Consider the following 24,214-nt stretch of genomic DNA (forward strand, 5'->3'; position numbering starts at 1 on the left):
TCAGTTCGAGTGATTTTGAATAAAAAAATCATAATGCACAACAGGTTAATTAACTATATGATACACAAGTAAGCTAGTTAAAAATTAAAACCTAAAAAATGATAATAGTCACATTTTCAGGATATTTTAGATAATAATTTCCTGAACTTCATTAAGTTTTGGGATGTGAGTTTTCCAATTCAAAGTATCTCGTAATTTGATGTTAAATGCCTCTGAAGCACAAGGTTCTCCGTGAATAAGGAAGACTTTTTCCGGGATGTTTTTAATTTTGCTGACCCAATCAAGCAATTCATATTGATCTGCGTGAGCAGACAGGCTTTCTATATGATGTATTTGTGCTTTTACTGGATAATACTTCCCATATAATTTGATTTCATGAACTCCATCCTGTAGCTGTCTACCTCTGGTTCCTTCGGCTTGATACCCTACTAAAAGAACAGATGTAGTGGTAATATCTACCAACTGTTTTAGATAGGTTAACACTCTACCTCCGGTAACCATTCCGCTACCGGCAATGACAATTTTTGGTCTTGGATTATCAATTACTTCCCAGGTTTCTTTGTATGAGGTAACGATATTGATATGATTACATAGCGCATAATAATCTTTCATTGGTAGTTTGTGCCAATCCGGAAATTGTTCAAAAACGGATAACACATTATTACCCATGGGACTATCGATAAAGATCGGGATATCCGGAATTCGATTTTTTTGGTATAACTTCCACAATAAATACATCAATGTTTGTAAGCGCTCTACAGCAAAGGATGGAATGATTAGTGTTCCTCTTTTATATAAAGTTTCATTGATTAATTCGATTAGCTTTTCTTCGACATTTTGATTCGGATGCAGTTTATTACCATAGGTGCTTTCTATAAAAAGAAAATCTGCCCAATCTGGTTTTTGTGGGGGTCTTAGTAATAAATCATCAGGTCGTCCCACATCTCCTGAGAAGACTAAAGTTTTTCCAAAAAGATTTAATTCGATGAAACAGGCTCCTATAATATGTCCATTATACCTAAATCTATATTCAATATCGTCTGATAAGGAAATCCAGTCGTCTTTTTCTTTTGCTTTAAAATATTGTAATGTTTTTTCTACATCTTTTATGGTGTAAAAAGGTAAAGCAGGATTATGTTTAGAATACCCTTCTTTATTTGCTTTATCTGCTTCTTCTTCATGGATTTTTGCACTGTCACGCAGGATAATTTCGGTAATTGCCAATGTAGGTGCAGTTCCTATAATAGTACCGCGGAACCCTTGTTTTACTAGTCTTGGTAGATAACCTGTATGATCCAGATGTCCGTGTGTTAGAAGAACGGTATCAATGGCAGAAGCGTCAACGGGAAACTCTTTCCAATTTAATTCTCGTAGTTCTTTTATACCTTGAAACATACCACAGTCTATTAAAATATTCTTTTGTGGTGTTTCTATATAAAATTTAGACCCCGTGACGGTTCTTGCAGCTCCCAGAAAGTGAATTTTAACCAATGACATAAAAAGATATTTTATTCGTTACATAGCATATTTACTTCATGTAGTATTTTTTGCTTTCTCTTTTCAGAAATGCCTAAATGGTCCAAATAGAACATATCTCCTCTTAGCTGTTTATATAGAACAATATCTCTACTTAATAAAAACTGCTTTTCTCGATTGGTCAGAAGTGTTGATACGGTTATTGGATATAATCCTAAACGATCAATCCTATCTTTAAGCCCGTTCTCTTTTGGATAATCCCAACTTAATAAATACAACCCGGCGCACTTTCCATATTGGATAGCATCTTTTGTGAATCGTGTATTCGTTACCACCCATCCCTGATTGGGTATGATTTGGTTCTCTTTTTTATCCTCAAAATTATGAAGGATATCTTGATATCTGGAGTGTATGTATAATGGAATTTTGACATTACAATTGCGCCCTTCTTCACTATGAAATTTACATTCGATAATAATATAATCCGAATTTTTCTTAGCAACTACATCAACTTCGTGAGAAACACATTTGCCGAATATAATTTGCCCGATATTGACTTGGTATCCGGAATATTTAAGAATAGCTCCCACGAAACTCTCGAATGGAAAGCCAGTAGGACCTAATTCATAAATGGCCTTTTTGAGTTTATATTTTGAAGCAAAAACAGATTTTTGTTTTTTTAGTAATGCAAACGCTCTGTTGTAAATCTCCTTTGTAGAAATACCTTGGTATAATTCATCCCTAACCGTGTCAATAATTTGATCAACGGTTTTGTTGTCTGCTCCGCTTCTTCTTAGTGAATTCTGTAATTTATTTAAAGAGAACTTCACTTTTTTTCCAGAAGATTTTAGAATATCGAAATCTTCGTGTTCCATAGATGTGTTGCTAAAAAGATGAATGCCAGACGACTTATTAAACTAAGCGTTGTTTTTGTTTTTTGAAATAGTCTCGGATTAATGCTTTGGTCTGATTCTCTGTCATACTATCTGCTTTGAGAACAGCTTTTACTTTTTCGGCTATTTTCTTGTAGTTCGTTTCAAGCTCCTTAAGAAATTTTTCACCGGATTCAGCAGGGCCATAAATTACAATGCTATCAGCATTTTCTATATATGGAATTATTTTTTTAAAATAGTTTTTAAATTGATGCTTTTCACGTTCCAGATATTTACTGTCCTGGACCACATCTTGTGGTCCTCCTTTAAATCGAGTTCCTGAACCTCCGTGAATACGATAATCTTCTATTTCAGAAAAAATCGTGGTCATGTCTTCATTACTTTCTTGGATGTCTATGATATAGGCTTTTTCCTTATCCATCCATATGCCTGTGTTTTTCATAACTAGTAGATTTTAATTTTTAATATCGTGCAACGCTAATACGGGTACTTTAGAATGGTATCCGAGGTCTTTGACCATGGGTCTGGAAAATATACTTCCGAAGAAACTATGTTTTCTGTTTATAAATGTGATCATATCGCTATTTCTGCTTTCTACAAATGAACTTAAACCTCCTTTTACATCGACATTATGTAGGATGTGGAATGTATGAGGGATGTCCTCAAAATATTCCTTTAATAATTTTTGATTATTTTTTTGCTCTTCGCTCAAAGCATCATCATTCGAAATGTATAGAAAGCGTACAGCAGCATGACTGATTTTTGCAATTTCAATGAGATATTGTAGCTCTCTTCGCTTAATTTGTGTCTTATAATCTGTTGGAAAGACAATTTCTTTCGGTTGTTTGTAACTTGCATCAGCAGGAATAGCCATAACAGGGCAGTTTCTTACTTTTTCCATGATCAAAATAGTGTTACTACCGTAAACAATATCACTTGCATTGGTTGTTCCTTTGGTACCCATAATGACCATTTCAATATCTTGTTTGTCTACCAGATCTTTAATCCCTTCTAATAAGCTATTAAACTGGGAGATCATAAAGAATTTATGATGTGGATAATCATCCCTAAAGGACAGTCTTTCTAAAATTTTTGCTAACCCTTTTTCTGATCGTTCTTTGGCTTCATCATAGGTTTTTTCTCCGGGTTCAGGAATCATCATGCTTTCTAATGCGTAGCCGGTTGCATTAAAAACATTTAGAATATAAAAATCACACTCTTCGTTTTTATAGAGTTCAATGGCATAACTTATGGCGTTCCACGCGTTTTTAGAAAAATCTGTGGGTAATAAGATCTTCTTTTTCATTGGAATAGATTTTTAATGATTAATACTTATAATGTAAGAACTCTACAAGCTTAAAACTATGATAATTATCAGCTGGCATCTGGTATCACCAAGAAAGGAACAGATGGATGGAACCCTATTTTTTTGATAACAGGTTCGTGAGTTATATTTTCCATTAAACTGTGTCTGTAATTCACCATGACCAATAAATCGATATCTAAATCATCTATAAAATCATTAATCAGTTTTGACTTTTGACCACCTTTTGATATCCAGTGAATGCTATGTGTAAAGTCTGCCAGATGATTTTTTAAAGAAGTATAGTTATGTTCTTGTATATCATCTAACTTTTCTTCTTCGTTAATATGAAAAATTCTGATATTGGAATTAAATAAAGAGGCAATATCTAGTAAAGGTTTTAATTCTTCGGCTATATAAAATCGTCTAAAGTCGGTAGGGAAAGCGATCTCTGTTGGTTTTTCGAAATCAAATTCGTCTGGAACAACCAGCACAGGACAATTATTAATTTTTTGAACGACTTTAACTGTATTACTACCCATAAAAAGTGTAGAGGCGCCTGTCGCTCCTTTTGTACCCATCACTACCAAATCAATATTCTTCTTTTTGATGGTTTTGTTAATTGTTTCTGTCAAATCTTTGGAAACAGATATAGTTTCGAAAGTATGATTAAGATCGTCAGTGTCTCTGATAATTGAGTGAAATGTTTGTGCTAACGAATCTTTAGATTCCGCACTCAGTTTTTGATACAACAAATCTCCTTTGCTTGTATCCATTCTACCTGTAAGAACCGGCGTATGAACTTCAAATGTATTTAAGATAAAGAATTGACATTCGTGATCCTGAAATAATCGTGTAGCATAAAAAAGAGCACCGTATGCATTATCTGAAAAATCTGTAGGAACAAGTATTCTTTTCATGGTTTTTAAGTTTTAGAAATTATATCATAAAACTATTTCCAAAATGTCAGGAATACTATGACAATTCTCATATTACTAATAAACTATGGGGAGCAACATTAATTCGGTATAAGCTATATCACCACTAGAATCACTAAATATGATCCGCAGGAATGACCAAGAAAGGAATTTTAGTATTGAATGTAATTTTTTTAATTACCTCTTCTCGTGTTAAACGCTCAATAAAACTATGTTGATATTTGATCATCGTCAATAAATCTATTTCTAACTCATCTATAAAAGCCTGAATTCCTTTTTCTATGGTCGAGAATTCTGGTATGACGTGAAAATCAAACTTCACATTTTTAAAAAAACTTTCTAAAGTTGTAGAGTTATACTTTTGTGCCGTGCTTAATTTTGGTTCATCGTAGATGTGGATCATCCTCACGGTAGCATTATTTTTTTTAGCTATCTCTATAATGGGTTTAATTTCTGATTTATGATAGATTCTTTCAAAATTAGTGGCGAAAGCAATATTTTTAATTCCTTCGAAATAAGCATCCTCCGGAATAATGAGAATAGGACAATGAAAATCATTTTCTAATACTTTTTTTACACTACTTCCTAGAAAGACCTGTTTTGATCCTGTAGTTCCTTTAGAACTCATTATAATCAGATCAAATTGATTGTTTTCTGTCAGTTGCTGTAAAATCTTTGTCAAAATACCAGATTTCGAAACGGTTTTGAACGTATGATGTTCAGCGGGCTGAGAATTATTAATATCCTCTAGAGTCATTTTTAATCCTTCTTCTGATTCTATCTTAATAGATTCGTAAAAATATCCCACCCGTTGTGAGCTTAACGTAGTAACTAATCGAACAGAATTAAGATCATATGTGTTAAGAATATGAAATTGGCAAGGAATGTCTCGGTACAAATCGATGGCATATACAAGTGCATTCCAGGCCTTGTCAGAAAAATCTGTTGTTACCAGTATTTTTTTCATCTTTTTAAAGGTATTTATAAAGATTGGAACTATCCTGATTTTTGTTAGACCGCTAAACCTTCATCCTCTTTTTCTTTTCTTTTTTTGTCAGCTTGATCTTCTTTAGGATTCGATCCTATTCGTTTTTCTGATGGAATTACTAAAAACGGAATATTGGTGTGATATGCTATTTGATTTATCACGGGTTTGAATAACAAATTTTCAAAAAATGAATGTTTATTATGAACCATAACCAGCATGTTTATGATATTCATTTTTTGAAAATCTTCTACCGCTTCAATCACATCCATGCCGTCTGCAATGTGGAAAACATGAGCGTTTTCTTCAAAATAAGTATCTATAAAATCTTTTGTTGTTTTCTGATTTTGATCTAATGGGATTCCATAATATGCATTAAGCATATGAAGTCTGGATTCATGTTGGTCACAAATATCTTTGATCAATGGGATATATTTATTAGTAGAACTTAGATAATAATCAGTAGGAAATAGAATCTCTTTAGGCTCTTCATATTCAAAACCCGAAGGGACCGCCAAAACAGGACATTTTACTTTTTTTATAGTATACATAGTGTGGGTTCCAATAAAAATTTCTTTGGCTCCGGTAGCTCCTTTGGTACCCATGACTATCAGATCAATATTATAGCGATCTACGGTATCTTTGATTTCATTAATCAACATATTAAAAGCTGAAATCCTTTCAAAACTGTGTTTTGGATTGTTAAACTCTTTTTTAAGTTTTTCTTCAGTCCTTTCGATATCTCTTTTCGAATTCATCATAGCGATATCTTCCATTCCATAAGGCATGGGATTCTCTATAAGATATCCTACATTATAGGACACAGGTGTAAACGTATGAAGGAGATAAAATGTACATTCTTCATTCTTAAAAAATTGCATTGCATACCTTATGGCATTAAATGCATTGTCAGAAAAATCGGTGGGTAATAAGATCCGTTTCATAATTCTATTATTTTAATTTCGCTGTAAGTTTTGCATAGTTAGAAATGGTATTTTGATATGTAATCCAATCTTGTCAATTGTTGATTGATATAATACACACTCCAGATATGAGTGTCTGGAGTTTATCATCACTAACATGTTGATACCATTTTTTTCAATATATTGATTGATAGCAGCCGTAATATCTGTTTCATCAATAGTGTGAAAAGATAAATCTGCATCGGGTAAACACTCTTTTAAAAAGGCTTTGTTGTCTTCTTGTCGTAGGGACAGTTTTTTATATTTAGATATATGTAAAAAGTTAATAGAAGATCTAAAGCTTTTAGTTAAGGTACTCAGTAATTTTAATTCCCTTCTTTTATATGGCAACATATAATCCGTAGGGAAAAGAATATTTTTTGGCTGGTGATATGTGCAATCTTCGGGGATTGCTAAAACAGGACTTTTTACGTATTTAAGTACTTGTAAGGTGTTGCTTCCAAAAGTGATTTTACGATCATCTGTTTTACCTCTGGTAGCCATAATGAGTATATCAATATTTTCCTGATCTACCAGATCATTCGCTTCATCTATGAGGGTTCCAAAAACCGATAAAGTTTTGTATTCGTGTCTCGGGTTTGGAGAAACCTTATGCAGTACTGATAGTATTTTGGTTAGCTCTTCATCAGACTTCTCGTGAACCTCTTTTTTAAATTCTTCTAACATTTTACGAGACGATAACGTATTATGATCATATACTTCGTCAGCATAAGCGTGAAAGATTAAAAATTCACTCTTTTCATATTTAAATAGCTCTACTGCATAGCGAATTGCATTCATCGCATTTTCTGAAAAATCGGTGGGAATCAATATCTTTCTCATTATACAGCTATTCTTAAGTGTTTTCTCAAAACTAAATAACCAGGAGCTTAGAAACTATGATTTTTGTCAGCAACACACTTCATTTTTGGCGAATTGTTAAGAAGATGTATGATAGTTTTTCTTTATCTTTTAATAAAAAAGTTAGTTATGAGAATTTCAGGAATGATGATGATTATTATTACCTCACTATTATTGTTATTAATTACCATCTTGGTAACAATGGATGTTGAGTTTGGTTGGGTGTTTTATATTACTTGTTTTGGTCAGATAATGGTTATACTAATGGTATATGCAGTTCTTACCGATGCATATACCACGGATAAAACTTTTGATGATTTTTATGAAGATCGTCCAATAGCTAGAGATCAAGATTAATCTATAAATTATATGATTGTAAATCTTTTTTATGGTGTTTCTTCTAATTCTGAGTTTTTTTGAATTGTTTTAGAAAAAGCAGAGCTCATACCTAGTTCAGGTATTACTAATAGAGGTATTTGGGTATGGAAAGCAACGGTTTTTATTACAGGTTCTCTTGTAAGTTTATCTACAAAACTATGAGAGTAGTTTAGCATGGCCAGCAGATAGATATCAAGTTCTTCTGTAAAAACCTTAAGTGATTTTGAAACGGAATCACTTTTAGTTAAGGTATGTTGATAATACTTTATGTCTTTAAAATATTTTTGCAACATTCCTAAGTTAAATTTCTGCTCTTCGGTTAAGGAGCCTTCTTCTTGTTGTACATAAACAATTCTGATAGCTGCGTTAAAGGATTTCGCGAGATCCAATAGTGGTCTCAGCTCCTCTTTACTATAAAAATGTGTAAAATCGGTTGCAAAAGTGATTTCAGAAGGCTTGGAGGTAAAAGTAAAACCATCCGGGACTGCTAAAACAGGACATTTTTTTATAGTATTAATGATACGCACCGTATTACTGCCCATAAATACTTCTTTTGTTCCTGTTGCGCCTTTGGTTCCCATAATGATGAGATCAATTTTTTTGGATTTCACAACATCTTCTGTTGCCTCTGTTAGAGATCCTAAAGCTGCGATAATTTCGAATGTATGCTTTTGATTAGGATTTGTATGTACCAGGGTCTTTTTTAAATGTTCCAGATTAGTTACTGCATTCGTTTGCACAGTATTCTCAATACTACGTTCGGATGGTATATCAGAAAGATGTACAGATTCATAAATGATTTTACTATATACGTTTAAAAGGTAAAAAGTACAGGCTTCTTCTTTAAAAAGCTCCGTAGCATAATCAATAGCATTCCAGGAGTTATCTGAAAAATCTGTAGGTAATAAAATCTTTTTCATCATCGGTAGTATTATGGTGATATGCCAAAACTAAATCGTCATTAGAGGTAAAACTATGATTTTTATCATATTATATGCTTGAGGTCTTTTTCATTTTTGTAGCAAATAAGATGAGTATGATAGAATCCACATGCTATCACTGTGGAAATGATTGTGATGGGTTAGCTATTAATTTTGACCAAAAAACATTCTGCTGCAATGGGTGTAAAACTGTATATGATATTTTTTCGAGTAATGATTTATCCAGCTATTATGATTTACAATCTGCTCCTGGTGCCATTCCTAAGGAAATTGAAAAGAAATACGATTATCTCGATACTCCTGCTATTGCTGAAAAGCTGATAGAGTTTAAAGACGGTAATACCGAGATTATTACATTGTATATTCCACATATACATTGTAGTTCGTGTATCTGGATATTAGAAAATTTACATAAACTTCAGTCTTCAATTACAAACTCTCAGGTTAATTTTCCGAAGAAAACGGTTCGAATTACTTTTAATAATGAAAAAACATCATTGAAAGAAGTAATTATGCTACTTAATTCAATTGGTTATGAGCCCTATATAAGCCTTGATGATTATTCAGAAGGGGAAAAACACATTAACAGGAGTCTAATATACAAGTTGGGGATTGCGGGATTTGCTTTTGGTAACGTCATGTTCTTATCATTTCCTGAGTATTTTGAGGTGTCAGAGTACTGGTTGGAACAATATAAGTATGTGTTTCGCTGGTTGATGTTTGTATTTTCATTGCCGGTTGTGTTATATGCTGCACAGGATTATTTTATTTCCGCATTTAAAGGGTTAAGATCTAAAATATTGAATATTGATGTACCCATTGCTCTTGGAATTGCAGTACTTTTTCTGAGAAGTACCGCAGAGATCATATTCGATTGGGGAACTGGTTTTTTTGATAGTCTTACGGGATTGGTATTTTTCCTATTATTAGGTAAGTTTTTCCAACAGAAAACCTATTCCTTTTTATCTTTTGAAAGAGATTATAAATCCTACTTCCCAATTGCGGTGACCCGATTAATTTTTGATAAAAAAGATCAAAGATATAAAGAAGAAAGTATCCAGGTGTATGATATTGAAGAAGGGGATAGACTGCTGATACGCAATGGAGAATTAATACCAGTAGATGCCATATTGATTTCAGGAGAAGCAAGAATCGATTATAGTTTTGTAACCGGAGAAAGCGAATCAGTTACTAAAATATCTGGTGACAAACTCTTCGCAGGAGGCAAGCAATTGTATGGAGCTATAGAGATTGAAGCTATAAAAACCGTAGAACAAAGTTACCTTACTCGTTTATGGAGTAATGATGTGTTTAACAAAGATAAATCTGCATCTTTTACTAATCTTACAGATACTATTAGTAAATATTTCACGATCGTTATTTTAAGCATAGCTGTCATCGCCACGACTTTTTGGTTGTTTGCTGATGCGGGGAAAGCAATTAATGTTTTTACAGCTGTATTAATTATTGCGTGTCCTTGCGCATTGGCATTGGCTAGACCTTTTGCTCTGGGAAATATGCTCCGAATTTTTGGAAAAAATAAATTCTATCTTAAAAATGCAGATGTTATAGAACAGTTAGCTCAGACGGATAGTATAATTTTTGATAAAACCGGAACCATAACGACTAATACTACAAGTAATATAGAATACGAAGGGATGGAGCTAACTCCAGAAGAGGAGTCATTGCTCAAAAATACATTGAGAGCATCCAATCATCCACTTAGCAGAGCGTTGTATGATATTTTAGAAGATCAAAAGATATATACACTTGATGAATATCAGGAGCATGTGGGAAAAGGAATTGAAGCCAAGTTGGCAGAAAGTACTATAAAAATTGGTTCTTCAAATTTTGTAGGAAATAGTGAACTTTCAGCAATACAAAACACGAATGTTCATATAAGTGCAAACGATGAATACAAAGGACGATATGTTTTTCATAATCAATACAGAAAGAATGTAAAGAACGTTTTTGATACTTTGACCAAAGCCTATAAATTATCTATTCTATCGGGTGATAATGAAGGAGAAAAACAACATTTGGAACAATTACTTCCGGAAGGCACTTCTTTGCTATTTGACCAAAAGCCTGATGACAAATTAAATTATATCAAATCATTACAGGAGTTAACACAAAAAGTAATTATGATTGGTGACGGACTGAATGATGCCGGTGCTTTGGCTCAAAGCAATGTTGGGATCGCTGTTTCAGAAAACGTCAACGTATTTTCTCCTGCTTGTGATGCAATTTTAGATGCTTCTCAATTTGACAGAATTCCTAAGTATCTTAAGATTTCTAAAAAGGCCATTAAAATTATCAAATCGAGTTTTATCTTGTCATTTCTGTACAATAGTATAGGTTTATATTATGCCGTTACAGGGCAATTATCTCCAATTATTGCAGCTATATTAATGCCATTAAGTTCTATTTCTGTAGTTGTTTATGTAACAATATTAACCAATTGGAATGGAAGAAAAATAAAACTTCAGGAATCATGAATATAGCTAATGATCATAACCCAATAGAACATTTTCAGCGATGGTTTCATGAAGTAGATAAAGCGCATCCCGAAGATGAAGCAAACGCAATGTTATTATCAACTAAAGGTTTAGACGGCTTTCCTAAAAGTAGAATCGTACTGCTTAAAAGTTTTACCTGGGAAGGTTTTATATTCTTTACGAATTATAATAGTGAGAAGGGAAAAGCAATTGCTAAAGATAACAACGTTTCCGTTTTGTTTAACTGGATAAAATCAAAACGAGAAGTCCTTATTTCCGGTAAGGCAGAAAAGCTTCCGGAAAATTTATCAGAAGGATATTTTGAATCTCGTCCGGAAGGCAGTAAGTTGGGTGCCTGGGCATCTGATCAAAGTAAGGTCATCGCTTCTCGAGAAATATTAGAAGAACGCTTAAAAAAATACGAGACTCAGTTTCAAAATAGAGAAATTCCGAAACCTGAATTTTGGGGTGGATATCTCATAAAACCTTTTCAATTAGAATTTATAACGCACGATCCATTAGTTGGCTTTAAACGTGTTACCAGATATGAGTTGAGATCTGATTATAGCTGGTCTAAAGAAATTACATATAGTAAGTAGAAAGCGCTAGCGATCTTCTGCAAGCCCATTTTTAACTTGGCAAGTTCTTAGTCCAAATAATCTATATAATGGACACCACCCTATAAATCCGGTAATTACCAGGACTCCTGATAATGATAATAAAACAATACCTAATGTTCCTGCTATGTAATTATTGTAGAATAAGTATGCTAATACTACACCGATAATGATTCTGATTGCCGAATCGATTTTTCCTAAGTTTTTTTTCATGAGTACTTGTATTAAGTATTAATAATCTACTTCTAACAAAATTCTAAAAGAAATAGAAAGTAAAAGCTGATAAATGTCATTTTTTACAATGAGTAATAAGCTAACCTTTGTAGTATAAAACCAACAGATAGGTATAACCACTAAAACCTAAAACTTAAAAATTCGTATTATGAAAGATATCACTAAAATTATTGTTCCTTTTGATACTTCTACTACTACAGAAAGCGCTTTGGAATATGCCATTAATTTTGCCGGCGATGACAAATCAATTGAGATTTTACTAACTCATATTAGTGATATGTCTGAAGATATTTCGATTTACAGTATATTGGATGAAAGAATTGCGCAAATAAAAAAAGACAATCCATATTTTAGAGGTACGCTTAATTCTGTCATAAAATCAGGAGACTTAGTTGAAAATATTCTAGAAACACAAAAGGAGTTTCAAGCCGATTTAGTGATTATGGGAACCAAAGGGGCTGAAAATGAGTCAGAAATAACCAATACTTCAAAGTTAATATTGGAAGCAGATTTTCCTGTAATTGCAATTCCTGAGACTTCAAAAGAGTTTGAGGTGAAAAAAATAGCACTAGTATTAGGTCAGAAAGAGATAGATGATGCTAGCGTTCTTGAAACTTTATTGGATATAGCTAGACGTTTTCACTCACAAGTTCATGTCTTAACCATCTGTAATGAAGATGGTTGTTATGGCTATACTCCGGCAGATGAAAAAAATGAAAACGCTATAGAATACTATTTGGAAAATTTCTATTCTCATCACACATTTCAAGAGAATACAGATATTGAGAAAGGAATCTTTGAGTATATCAAGGATAAAGAAATTGATCTATTGGCGATTCTACCAAGAAACCATGCTAAAAAGAATGAGCCTTCTGAAGGAAGACTTACTAAATTATTAACACTTCATACTGATATCCCGCTTTTGACAATTGATTAAAATTCAATACACAGTATTTTTTAAAAGCCTTTATGAGAAAAAGGTTTTTAGTCACTGAATAGTCAACTTCAAAAGAAGGCGTAAGATGTATATAATGTTAATCATTTTTGTGATAACAATTGGTTTATTTATTTGGGGTAAATATCCGCCAGACGTAGTAGCCTTGTTATCGATGTTGAGTTTATACTTAACAGGTATTTTAGATGTTACAGAAACCTTCAGTGGTTTTAGTAATACAACAGTAATTATGATCGCCGCACTATTTATTATTGGTGAAGGCTTATCACAAACTGGATGGACTGCTTTAGCAGGTAATAAGTTCATACAATGGGCGGGTAAAAGTGTTCCGAAATTATTAGTGATTGTGACTTTGGGATCTGGAGTGCTTTCAGGATTTGTGAGTAATACCGGAACGGTAGCAACGCTGCTTCCCGTAACAATTTCTGCAGCTTGGAACATAGGAACAATGCCTTCAAAATTGTTAATGCCAGTAGCATTTGGATCCAACACAGGTGGTCTGCTCACTTTGACCGGTACCCCACCTAATATCATCGCAAGTAATGCTTTGATTGAGCAGGGATTTACCGGTTTTTCGTTCTTTGAATTTGGTTTGATAGGGTTGCCATTATTGATGATAGCTATCATTTACTTTCGATACTTCGGATATAAATTATTGCCTAGCTACAAAACCCGAAATAAACCTGTAAATATTGACTCAGAACTACATAAGTGGATTGAAGCGTATCGGGTAGATCAGAATTATTTTAGATTACGTGTCCGCTCTATTTCACCTTTATTAGGAACTAAAATAAAAGATTGGGATTTTGAAGAAAAATACAATGTTTCGATCATTCGCTTGAAACGAAGGCATCCAAATTTATTTCAAAAAAACCCGGCATTTATTGAGTTTCCAGATGAAGATACCGAGTTTAAGTATCACGATATCATTACCGTAAAAGGTGAAACCGAAGCGATCAATAAAATAATGATTGAATTCAGGTTAGGGTTGTGGAGATTAGATCCGATTGAGGAAGAATTAAAAAATAATTTGATCAATCAGGAAGTAGGTATGGCAGAGGTGATAGTAACTCCTAAGTCTCTATTTGTAGGAAGAAACATCAAGATTGGAGATTATTTTGAGAGATTTAAGATTCAGTTATTGGGTGCCTCTAGAAATAATGAGCCTTTAGAGGACAAAGAAATTAAGGTGAAAGCAGGTGATGCATTTTTAATCAGAGGATCTTGGGAAAATATTGGTGATTTAAAGGAAATGTACGAGAATTTAGTCATTTGCGGAAGCCCCGAAGGAATGGCTAAAAATATAGAAAATCTTACGCCTAAATCATTCATTGCTTTAGGGACATTGATCCTAATGATTGTGCTACTTGTATTTAAGATTGTTCCTGGAGCGATAGCTGCCTTAATTTGTGCAGGCATCACATTGATTACCGGATGTGTTCCTATTAACAAGGCTTACAAAGGAATCAGCTGGACTAGTGTCATTATGATTGCGGCTATGATACCTATGGGTATTGCTTTACAGAAAACAGGAGCGGCTCAATTAGCGGCTGATGGTTTGGTAAAATATCTGGGAGCTATTCATCCTATAGCATTGTTAGGAGGTGTATTTCTATTAACAACAGCCTTTAGCCAAACAATTAATAATTCGGCAACTGCAGTATTAATGGCTCCTATAGCAATACTAGCTGCTACCAATTTGGGGATTTCTCCAAAACCAATAATGATTACGGTAGCTATCAGTGCATCTACAGCATTTCTTACACCTGTAGGAACAACAACCAATGCCATGGTACTATCGGCAGGAGGTTATAAGTTTCTTGATTATGTAAAAGTAGGAGCACCTTTATTGTTATTGTTTTTTATAGTAACCCTTTTATTAGTGCCAGTCATATGGCCTTTTTAACCAACATAGTATTAGTATTAAAATTTAAATTATTTAGAAAATGGAAAATGTATTAAACGCAAAAATTAATCTAGAGAAATATGGATTAAAAGACACTACGGTCCATTACAACCTTTCTCCAGAAAAACTACAGGAAATTACCATCGAAAAAGGAATGGGTAGAGAAACTTCTAACGGTACACTGGCTATCAATACCGGTAAATTTACAGGAAGATCTCCAAAAGACCGTTTCTTAGTAAAAGATGACTACACCAAAGATAAGGTTTGGTGGGGAAAAACTAATAAACCTATCGATCCGGATAAGTTTGATCTTTTACAAGATGAGATTATTAACTACATGTCCGGGAAAGAGCTATACGTAAGAGATGCATATGTATGTGCGGATCCCGAATATAAAATGAATGTACGTACGATCACAGAATATCCTTGGTCCAATATGTTTATTTATAATATGTTTTTACGTTGTGAGGAATCTGAACTTGAAAATTTTCAGGAAGAATGGCTTGTCCTATGTGCACCCGGATACGAGGCAAAAGATCCTGCAGCTTATGGAATCAGACAAGGAAACTTCTCTATCCTTAACTTTACCAAAAAGATCGCATTAGTAGGAGGTTCTGCATATACAGGAGAAATGAAAAAAGGAATTTTCTCTGCATTAAATATGATTCTTCCAATTGAAAAAAATGTATTACCAATGCACTGTTCTGCAAATGTGGGGGAAATGGGAGATACTGCCATTTTCTTTGGATTGTCAGGAACAGGAAAAACAACCTTGTCTGCGGATCCCGATCGTAAACTTATCGGAGATGATGAGCACGGATGGACTGCAGAAAATACGATCTTTAATTTTGAAGGAGGTTGTTATGCAAAAGTAATTGACCTAACAGAAGATAAAGAACCGGATATTTATAGAGCCATTAAACCTGGTGCAATATTAGAAAATGTAGTTTTCAAAGAAAATGGAGAAGTGGATTTTGAAGATAGTTCTATCACTCAGAATACTCGTGTTAGTTATCCAATTTATCATATTGATAATATACAAGAACCATCCTATGCAAAGAATCCTAAGAATATTTTCTTTCTAACTTGTGATGCATTTGGAGTATTACCTCCGGTAGCTAAATTAACTCCCGGACAAGCTGCATATCATTTCATTTCAGGATATACTGCGAAGGTGGCAGGAACAGAAGCAGGAATTACAGAGCCGGTACCATCATTCTCTGCTTGTTTTGGAGAACCTTTTATGCCATTGCATCCAACAGTGTACGCAGAAATGCTAAGTAAAAAAATGGAGGAAGCTAATGTAAATGTTTGGTTGATCAACACAGGATGGAGTGGAGGTCCTTACGGAGTAGGATCTCGTATACGATTGAGACATACAAGAGCGATGATCTCAGCGATTCTGGAAGGAAAGTTAAACAAAGTGAATTTTGAACAACATCCAATTTTTGGTCTATTTATGCCAGAATATTGTCCAGGTGTACCTACAGAAATTTTGGATCCAATGAATACCTGGTCTCAAAAAGGAGGTTATATCAGTAAAGCAATCCAATTAGCACATTCTTTCCATCTTAATTTTGAAAAGTTTGCAAACCAAGCTTCTCAACAAATTATAGAAGGAGGACCACTAATCGATGAGCACCACCACTTAGGAGAGCACATTTAATATAGAACATTCGTTAACACTTAAATACTAATTTTCTAAATACTGTCAGAAGAGTGTCCCGTAAAATTGGGGGCACCTCTGATGGCGGTATCAGTGTGACACTGTTCATTCACTATTTTCCAACAAAACCACCACGGCCCTAACCAGGCACATTATTACATGATTTATAAAAAAACAATTCCTGTTTTAATAGGAATCATTCTCCTCTTTTCTCAATATTCCATTTCACAGGAAAAACAAACGACCCCTTTTAGGAATAAACCACTAAAATGGTATTTAAATGATGACAATACTCGATGGCTCGGATTACATACGTACCTTCAGTTATGGGGAAGAGTCAATCAGAATAATCCAGGAAGCACGGTTTCCGGAGAATTACAAAATACAACCACAGATATTTCTTTACGTCGGTTTCGATTAGCAATCAAAGGACAACTTACAGAAAAACTGTTTGTCTATACGCAAGTAGGAACCAATAACCTGAATTATTTATCAGGGAGAGAAACTTCTATAAAACTCTTAGATGCATATGCCGAGTATAGTTTTTCAGAGAAATTTACTATTGGTGGTGGAAAATCTTTATGGAATGGCTTATCGCGCTTTTCGGCTCCGAGTACTTCCAACCTAATGATCGCTGATGTTCCGTTTTTGGCACTTCCTACCGTAAATACGACGGATGACCTATTGAGAAATCTTAGCATTTATACTAAAGGTAAAATTTATAAAGTGGATTATCGTTTTATTCTTTCTAAACCATTTCCTATTGAGAATGAAATTGAACCGGCAGAAGGGATCGCAGAATTTGCGAATACTCACGCCGATTTGCAATATGCCGGATACATAAAATATGAATTTTTGCAACCCGAAAGCAATAAATACGCTTCCCACCGTGGAACATATTTAGGAAAAAAGAGGGTTTTAAATATTGGGTTCGGATTTAAGTATCAACCGGATGCTTTGTGCTCTCTCAATGGAGGAGAAGAGCAGTTTCACGATATGAATTTACTGGCAGCAGATGTATTTCTGGATGTACCAATTAATGGAGAGCGAGGTACAGCATTAAGTGCTTATTTCGGACTTTTTCAGTATGATTTTGGACCCAATTACATACGCTCGATTGGGGCTAATAACCCAACGAATGGATTGAACCCTGAAAGTGCTTCATTTAATGGGAAAGGCAATTCTTATCCTGTTATAGGAACCGGAACTTCAGTACTTTATCAAATGGGATACTTGTTAGGCGGAATAGGAAAAAACCGAGATAAAGGAAAACTACAACCGTATGCCAGAATTCAATATTCTGATTTTGATCGTTTAGATGATCCTATGATTTCTTACGATATAGGGATCAACTATTTTCTAAATGGACACTTATCCAAATTTACCTTGAACGCACAAAGTCGCCCTGTTTTTTTTGATATGGGAAATACTATTGAAAAAGGAGATCGAAAGTGGATGTTCGTATTGCAATATCAGTTTAGAATACAGTAAAAAAATCTATTTCCAGCATCTGTACCAGAAAGAGTTTATAACTATTTATTTGGTAATAATTCCATTGGGTTTTCTAACAGTTCGATAGACTCCTCCTCATCATATTGATTGATTTTTTTGGTATTTAGGCTTAACCAAAGTATACCGGCAACTGCAGAAAGGAATGATCCTAATATAACGCCAATTTTTGCGTGTTGTAAGAGTACCTCATTTGTGAATGCCAATTCTGCGATAAACAAGGACATCGTAAACCCGATACCTCCAAACAAACCGATTCCTCCCATCTTCTTCCAGTTCGTAAGACCAGGTAAACGTGCCTGAGCAAAAGTGGTTGCGATATATGAAAAACCAACGATTCCCAGTAATTTCCCGATAAATAGAGCAATAATAATACCGTAGCAAACAGGATGGAATATGAGATCTAAGATGTCTCCTTCAATTTTTACACCTGCATTGGCTAATGCAAATAAAGGAAGGACTGTGAAATTAATGAAGGGTGCGATTTTCCGTTCTAAATGTTGAAGAGGTGTTAGCGCATCCTTACTCGATGCGATCACTTTTTCTATTACATTAAGGTGTTGAATACTCAGTAGAGAACTGTCTTCTTTCCAAATCAAATTAAACTTAGTAACATATAATTTTAGTTTTTCTTTATACTTTCCTTCGGTTAGTTTAGTACGACCAGGAATGGTAAACGCAGCTAAAACACCCGCTAGTGTTGCATGCACACCAGAAAAAAGTAATGAGATCCAAAGACCGGGAATTCCAACAAGGATATAAAACCAAATACTTCGTATTCCAATAATATTTCCGATTCCCATAATTAGGAAACAAATACCACCGATTAGAAGATTATTAAATTCTATATGAGGAGTCAGAAAAATAGCAATCACTAGTATAGCTCCTATATCGTCTATGGTTGCTAGTGCTGTGAGAAAAGTTTTGAGCTGGTTAGAAACTCTACAAGACACTAAAGAAATTAGACCTAAAGAAAAGGCAATGTCTGTTGCCATAGCGATTCCCCAGCCATCAGAAGCTTCCCCCGTATTATTGATCAATAAAAATATAATGACGGGAATGATCATCCCTCCTAAAGCTCCAAAAATTGGAAGCGACGCACTTTTTAAAGAGGAAAGTTCTCCATTAATGATTTCTTTTTTGATTTCTAATCCAACTAAGAAAAAGAAAAGAGCCATAAGTCCATCGTTAATCCAATGATGAAGTGAATTTTTTATAGGAGCGTTTTCAAAACCGACAACAAATTTAGTCTCGAACAAATGAAAATAAGAATCGCTCCAAGGTGAGTTTGCCCAAACCATCGCAATAACGACCATAGTAACAAGCAAAAACCCTAGAGAGGAATCTTTAGAAAACCAATTAGTAACGGTTCCTTCGATTTTAGAAGCAATTGATTCTTTCATTGGGTATTCAATTTATAAATTTTTGCCAAGATTAGGTCACGGTTTTTTGTGAAAACTGGTGGAAGCTTCTTAAGAACAACCAACTCTTCTTAAATAGTTTAAGAAAATTCCATAATTGTAAAGTTCTTGTTAAGATTTTTTGGATTTAGAACTCCTTAAAAAGATTATTAATTAATAAATTTTTAACATATGACAAAAGTCATACTTCTGAAGAGAATAAAATATAATGTATTGTGGGTAGATGTATTAGTGGTAGTATTATTTGCTTTTAGCAAAAACAGCGATTAAAATAGAAACAGGAAAATTGCAGTTTAAATCTAAATAAGATATGTTGGAAGTGTGGAGAGAAGTTGGGAACTTCAAGTAATCTTAGGAATACAAAAATGCAAAGCTGAATTTTGGAGTTGATCCTAAAATTCAGCTTTTTGTCTTATCGTTCCACCTGATAGGTGTATCTTTTATTGCCGGTAATAATGTTTCCTTCATAATCATAGAATTGATTGATATAATTTACGAACTTGTTATATTGCGGAGTAGCACTATTTCTTGTTCTATTTCTAATGTTTTGTAATGTTCTCATGATGATTAGTTTTTGATCCGCCTGATGTTGGCAGGCGGGTGTCTTATGCTGCTTAGGTTATCTATAACGTCTTTTGTTATTCCAGATATTTCCTTTGGTGTCTTTTAATTTTTTTGTGATTTGATTGTTGTCTAAAGTTCTCATGACGTTGATTGTTTTTTGATCCCGCATTATAGCGGGGCAGGTTGATTGATGAATTGTAACTGTTTGGATTATCTATAACGTCTTTTGTTGTTCCAGATACTTCCGTTTGTGTTGTTTAATTTTTTAGTGATTTGATTACTGTCTAATGTTCTCATGACGTTAATTGTTTTTTGATTGATTGATGAATTGTAACTGTTTGGATTATCTATAACGTCTTTTAGCGTTCCAGATGTTTCCGTTTGTATTGTTTAATTTTTTAGTGATTTGGTTACTGTCTAATGTTCTCATAATTTTTGTTTTTTGATTGATTGATGAATAATTTTTTTGCTGGACTATCTATAACGTCTTTTAGCGTTCCAGATGTTTCCTTTGGTGTCGTTTAATTTTTTTGTGATTTGATTGCTGTCTAAAGTTCTCATGATTTTTGTTTTTTGATTGATTGAATTGATGATTGATTGATGAATTTTAATTGTTTGGATTATCTATAACGTCTTTTGTTGTTCCAGATACTTCCGTTTGTGTTGTTTAATTTTTTAGTGATTTGATTACTGTCTAATGTTCTCATAATTTCTGTTGTTTTAAATTGTTATATACTTACTAGACGCCAATGTTTGAATTTTGTTACAGTACTATGTATAAAAAGGTACTATTTTAACATATTTTAACCAAAATACTGGCGTTTTGGGATGTTTTTTGGGAAAACTAAAGGGAATTGAGCTGTAACTTTTTAAGAATAGGGTGGTGGAAAGTTGAATATATTTCGACTGTTAGTGTTATATAAACTGACCAACTTTGTATACTGTAAAATCACAAACACTCACCTTTTACATAGCAATTCCATAAAAATTTACTTATTGTAAGGACGTTCATTAATCCAATTAAAACCACGTGAGTTTAAATTAAATTTTTCATGATTTTTTCTAGAGAATATAATATGTAATGTATCAGATTCTATAATCCCATCAAGTTGAAGAAATTCTGAATTTGGATTCTTATAATTGAAATTATACTCTTTGGATTCAGCATCTTTTTTATGAATCATTATTTTTTGAGAGGTTGAATCGGTTATAAATTTATATTGATGTTTTAGATCATCCATTGTTTTTACAGTCGCTTCATCTTTTAAATCAACGATGAGATAACGCCATCTATAACCATCTGTAATTAAGGGCTGGAGTGTGTCTCCATTTTTTACAAAGTAGGATGCTTCCCAAATACCGTAAAGTAATGGTTTTTTTCTGTTGTTTCCTCTATGGCTTTCAGTTGTATAAAAATTAAATGAAATGAAACTAACAAGAATACATACCCCAATAGATTTAATCCAAAATATTGCTCTATGATATTTAACACCTTTAATGGGATGATAATAATGATATGCTTTTACCGCTTTATTTTTAATAAATACTTGTAAGAACCTGTGATCTGTTGTGAAAATAACTAAAGCCATGAGTACTAAATGAACTGAAAATAATTTGACAGGAATATCATAACAGAAATTCATCATAGCAACTTGAGTCATTACACCAATAATTATAAATGAACCAAGTGTTTGTGTTCGTCTAGGGATCAAGAATAAACCACCAAGTACTTCCATAAGGCCAACAAACACATTAAAGCCTTTTGAAAAACCCATATACGTCCAAGCTAATCCCATGGGTGAAAAATCACCTAAAGGATCAAGTAAATGTGTCAATGAAGCCGATGGAAATTGAAGCTTAAAAACCTTCACAAAGCCATAAAGAAGCATTGCAGCTACTAAAACAACACGCAGAAATACGATAAACCAATATAAAAGCTTGTTGTAACTCTTACGGTTACGGTCTACAATACTCCAAATAATACTGGTGATTGCGGTTAGAATTACAGTTACAAATAATGTTAAATATGCAAAAGTGTGATCTCCACTACCATTCCCACTTACCTCATATTCGTAATTTATTTCAAAAATTGTTTTACCAATCCATCTAAATGGTGTTTCAAAAAGTGGACTCAATACCATGAGAAGTACATAGAGTGTAAAGTAAGTAAATATCGTTCTAAATAGTATTTTGCTTAATGGACTCCAGTGTTCTCTATATTCTTGTGTCAATAGCTTCATATAGAATTAGTAACGAAACAGAATGATTAGTTACTATATTTAGGAATGTTTTTGTGAAATAGAAGGTTTTTACTTTTTCAAATGGATGTCCTTTTACTGAGCAGTATTTTGCACAACGACTTTTATAGGTTGAGATTCCCTGTTATCTGCAGGACTTAATTTGGATCATATTTTTTACCGTTGATGAATATTTCACCTCCGATTTCTTCTACATCATATCCAATCCATTCAGCATCTCTTTTTTTCCAAAGTTCTCTATGTTTTTGGGTAGTCAAAACGGTGTCTAATGTAATGCCATCTCTTTGAAACATCAAACGTTCCCATTTTTGAAATGTATATACATAAATGCTATCTATAGATGCAAAGTCAATGCTATCAATAATCATAGCATTGTTTAAGGTGGTATCTATTATTGACCAATCGCGTAGTGCAAATTCTCTTTGTTGTTCGCGTGATATTTGACTGCCATTTTCATCATATATTACAAAATCTTGAGGCATTTTTTTCATATATAAATCAATATTCTTTGTGCTAACCGCTAATATGAGAGTATCAATTTCTTTTTGGATTTGATCGGTAATATAGCTTTTCTCGGATTTTGAATAACCTGATTGGATGGTTTCCTTACATTGAAAGCATGTCAGAATTATGAATATAAGAAGTAACAATTTAGTCTTCATGTGCTATAAAATTTAACGTAAACGGTCTCGTGTATCAGTACTAGCGGATTTCTACTCATAAATTTTTCGGTATTGCATCGATCTTTACACTTTCGTTTTATAACGTAAACCATTTTTACCAAGGTCCATTCTTTGTTACATTAATAAATTTTCCATTTTCTAATATGAAAGCACCGCCAAAGCCAACGAACCAAAGTCTATTGTGTTGGTCTTTAAATATTTGAAAAACTACTGGGCCTTTGTTATTTTCTGCTTTTTTGTATTCAATTAATATTCCTTTGTTATACGTATACAAAGAATGCTGATTTGAAACAAACCATAGGTTACCATCTTTATCTTCGGCTATACTTCCTATCCCTTTTCCTGTTTCAATTTTCCCATTTGTAATATTTTTTGCCTTACCATTTGTTATATTATATAGTCCAATTTTTGTTGAGACCCATAATTCGCCATTATTATCTTCGAATATTTCATTGACAAAATTCGTTTGAATTCCTACTTCTTTAGAAACATTTGTAAGTGAATTATTGGCGTATGAAAAAAGCCCAGCATTTGAACTAAACCATAGTGTGCCTTTACTGTCTTCGAAAATACTATGAACCATTTTTGTGCTAGAAATACCTAAAGTAGTGTCTATTTTTCCTTCAGGAAGAACAAATTCCGTAAACTTTTGACCGTTAAAAATACAAACACCATCTATAGTTCCTACCCATATTTTACCATTTTTATCGGCAGCAATAGACCAAACATCATTACTGATTAATCCATCTGATTCATAATAATTTGTCACAGTATTTCCGTCAATACTACTTATACCATCTGTATGTCCGAACCATATTTTCCCATCATTGTCTTCCGCAATGTCTTTTATTGTAACCCTTTTTCCTGATTTACTTCTTATACTATCAATATGAGTAAGCGAATTATGGGAAAATCTAAAAGCACCTCCTTCTCCTCCAAACCAAATGTCACCTTGGCTATCTTGAAATATAGTTCTGACGACTTGACTTATTTGATTGTTGAAATCCGAAAAAAAAGAGTATTCTTCGTTTTTAGTATTTAATGTATTCTCTTCCAATTTCTTTACTGATGTTGAAGGTTGTAACTCATTCTTATTTTTTTGTCCATGACAAGAATTTAAAATAAGCGACACCGCTAAGACCATAAATAATTTAATTTTTATCATC

22 protein-coding genes are annotated in these 24,214 nt (G+C 33.4%); 7 read left to right on the forward strand and 15 right to left on the reverse strand.

Annotation, left to right across the window (positions count from 1 at the left end):
• Positions 1–126: 126 nt before the first annotated feature.
• From ACFSR1_RS16795 to ACFSR1_RS16830, 8 genes are all read right to left on the reverse strand, one after another.
• A complete protein-coding gene (locus ACFSR1_RS16795) occupies positions 127–1,497 on the reverse strand; it encodes an MBL fold metallo-hydrolase RNA specificity domain-containing protein (protein WP_378294176.1) in 1,371 nt (456 codons plus the stop codon).
• An 11-nt stretch (positions 1,498–1,508) separates the two neighbouring features.
• Positions 1,509–2,351, reverse strand: a complete 843-nt coding sequence (locus ACFSR1_RS16800) for an ATP cone domain-containing protein (RefSeq protein ID WP_378294177.1) — start codon at positions 2,349–2,351, stop codon at positions 1,509–1,511.
• A 37-nt stretch (positions 2,352–2,388) separates the two neighbouring features.
• Positions 2,389–2,811, reverse strand: a complete 423-nt coding sequence (locus ACFSR1_RS16805; protein WP_378294178.1) for a hypothetical protein — start codon at positions 2,809–2,811, stop codon at positions 2,389–2,391.
• A gap of 12 nt (positions 2,812–2,823) precedes the next feature.
• Positions 2,824–3,675, reverse strand: a complete 852-nt coding sequence (locus ACFSR1_RS16810) for a universal stress protein (protein WP_378294179.1) — start codon at positions 3,673–3,675, stop codon at positions 2,824–2,826.
• Positions 3,676–3,743: 68 nt separating this feature from the next.
• A complete protein-coding gene (locus tag ACFSR1_RS16815; RefSeq protein WP_378294180.1) occupies positions 3,744–4,592 on the reverse strand; it encodes a universal stress protein in 849 nt (282 codons plus the stop codon).
• Between the two features lie 133 nt (positions 4,593–4,725).
• Entirely contained in the window at positions 4,726–5,577 is an 852-nt protein-coding gene (locus tag ACFSR1_RS16820) for a universal stress protein (protein WP_378294181.1), read from the reverse strand.
• 44 nt (positions 5,578–5,621) lie between these two features.
• Positions 5,622–6,539 (reverse strand): universal stress protein, encoded by a 918-nt coding sequence (locus ACFSR1_RS16825; RefSeq protein ID WP_378294182.1) that lies wholly within the window; start codon positions 6,537–6,539, stop codon positions 5,622–5,624.
• Between the two features lie 12 nt (positions 6,540–6,551).
• A complete protein-coding gene (locus ACFSR1_RS16830; RefSeq protein WP_378294183.1) occupies positions 6,552–7,400 on the reverse strand; it encodes a universal stress protein in 849 nt (282 codons plus the stop codon).
• A 147-nt stretch (positions 7,401–7,547) separates the two neighbouring features.
• On the opposite strand from ACFSR1_RS16830, the gene ACFSR1_RS16835 reads away from it, so the two are divergent.
• Positions 7,548–7,775 (forward strand): hypothetical protein, encoded by a 228-nt coding sequence (locus ACFSR1_RS16835; RefSeq protein WP_378294184.1) that lies wholly within the window; start codon positions 7,548–7,550, stop codon positions 7,773–7,775.
• A gap of 29 nt (positions 7,776–7,804) precedes the next feature.
• On the opposite strand, the gene ACFSR1_RS16840 is transcribed toward ACFSR1_RS16835, so the two are convergent.
• Complete coding sequence (locus tag ACFSR1_RS16840) at positions 7,805–8,716, reverse strand: universal stress protein (protein WP_378294185.1); 912 nt, start codon at positions 8,714–8,716, stop codon at positions 7,805–7,807.
• A gap of 116 nt (positions 8,717–8,832) precedes the next feature.
• Here ACFSR1_RS16840 and ACFSR1_RS16845 point away from each other — a divergent pair, with 116 nt between their 5' ends.
• Both ACFSR1_RS16845 and pdxH read left to right on the forward strand, forming a co-directional pair.
• Positions 8,833–11,235, forward strand: coding sequence for a heavy metal translocating P-type ATPase (locus ACFSR1_RS16845; RefSeq protein WP_378294186.1), 2,403 nt, complete (start codon positions 8,833–8,835; stop codon positions 11,233–11,235).
• Positions 11,232–11,834 (forward strand): pyridoxamine 5'-phosphate oxidase, encoded by a 603-nt coding sequence (gene pdxH / locus ACFSR1_RS16850; RefSeq protein WP_378294187.1) that lies wholly within the window; start codon positions 11,232–11,234, stop codon positions 11,832–11,834. Before ACFSR1_RS16845 ends, pdxH begins: the two co-directional genes overlap by 4 nt.
• Positions 11,835–11,840: 6 nt before the next feature.
• On the opposite strand, the gene ACFSR1_RS16855 is transcribed toward pdxH, so the two are convergent.
• On the reverse strand, positions 11,841–12,065 hold the full coding sequence (locus ACFSR1_RS16855) for a YgaP family membrane protein (protein ID WP_378294188.1): 225 nt from the start codon (positions 12,063–12,065) through the stop codon (positions 11,841–11,843).
• Between the two features lie 169 nt (positions 12,066–12,234).
• Between ACFSR1_RS16855 and ACFSR1_RS16860 the strand changes: the two genes are divergently transcribed.
• The 4 genes from ACFSR1_RS16860 (at position 12,235) to ACFSR1_RS16875 (ending at position 18,104) form a co-directional block, all read left to right on the forward strand.
• The gene (locus ACFSR1_RS16860) at positions 12,235–13,023 is read left to right on the forward strand and encodes a universal stress protein (RefSeq protein WP_378294189.1); all 789 of its coding nucleotides are present in this window, start codon (positions 12,235–12,237) and stop codon (positions 13,021–13,023) included.
• A gap of 85 nt (positions 13,024–13,108) precedes the next feature.
• A complete protein-coding gene (locus ACFSR1_RS16865; RefSeq protein WP_378294190.1) occupies positions 13,109–14,947 on the forward strand; it encodes an SLC13 family permease in 1,839 nt (612 codons plus the stop codon).
• 40 nt (positions 14,948–14,987) lie between these two features.
• Positions 14,988–16,613 carry a phosphoenolpyruvate carboxykinase (ATP) gene (pckA, locus tag ACFSR1_RS16870; RefSeq protein WP_378294191.1) on the forward strand — a complete coding sequence of 542 codons (1,626 nt, stop codon included), beginning with the start codon at positions 14,988–14,990 and terminating at the stop codon, positions 16,611–16,613.
• Positions 16,614–16,772: 159 nt separating this feature from the next.
• The gene (locus ACFSR1_RS16875; RefSeq protein WP_378294192.1) at positions 16,773–18,104 is read left to right on the forward strand and encodes a hypothetical protein; all 1,332 of its coding nucleotides are present in this window, start codon (positions 16,773–16,775) and stop codon (positions 18,102–18,104) included.
• A gap of 41 nt (positions 18,105–18,145) precedes the next feature.
• Here the strand turns inward: ACFSR1_RS16875 and nhaA are convergent, their stop codons facing one another.
• The 5 genes from nhaA to ACFSR1_RS16900 form a co-directional block, all read right to left on the reverse strand.
• Positions 18,146–19,525 carry a Na+/H+ antiporter NhaA gene (nhaA, locus tag ACFSR1_RS16880; protein WP_378294193.1) on the reverse strand — a complete coding sequence of 460 codons (1,380 nt, stop codon included), beginning with the start codon at positions 19,523–19,525 and terminating at the stop codon, positions 18,146–18,148.
• Positions 19,526–19,955: 430 nt separating this feature from the next.
• The gene (locus ACFSR1_RS16885; protein WP_378294194.1) at positions 19,956–20,105 is read right to left on the reverse strand and encodes a hypothetical protein; all 150 of its coding nucleotides are present in this window, start codon (positions 20,103–20,105) and stop codon (positions 19,956–19,958) included.
• Positions 20,106–21,096: 991 nt separating this feature from the next.
• Positions 21,097–22,347 (reverse strand): hypothetical protein, encoded by a 1,251-nt coding sequence (locus ACFSR1_RS16890; protein ID WP_378294195.1) that lies wholly within the window; start codon positions 22,345–22,347, stop codon positions 21,097–21,099.
• Between the two features lie 155 nt (positions 22,348–22,502).
• Complete coding sequence (locus ACFSR1_RS16895; RefSeq protein WP_378294196.1) at positions 22,503–23,027, reverse strand: hypothetical protein; 525 nt, start codon at positions 23,025–23,027, stop codon at positions 22,503–22,505.
• A gap of 115 nt (positions 23,028–23,142) precedes the next feature.
• The gene (locus tag ACFSR1_RS16900; RefSeq protein ID WP_378294197.1) at positions 23,143–24,213 is read right to left on the reverse strand and encodes a ligand-binding sensor domain-containing protein; all 1,071 of its coding nucleotides are present in this window, start codon (positions 24,211–24,213) and stop codon (positions 23,143–23,145) included.
• Position 24,214 lies beyond the last annotated feature (1 nt).

The sequence above is a fragment of the Aquimarina rubra genome, assembly GCF_042684305.1.
Classification (GTDB): Bacteria; Bacteroidota; Bacteroidia; order Flavobacteriales; family Flavobacteriaceae; genus Aquimarina; species Aquimarina rubra.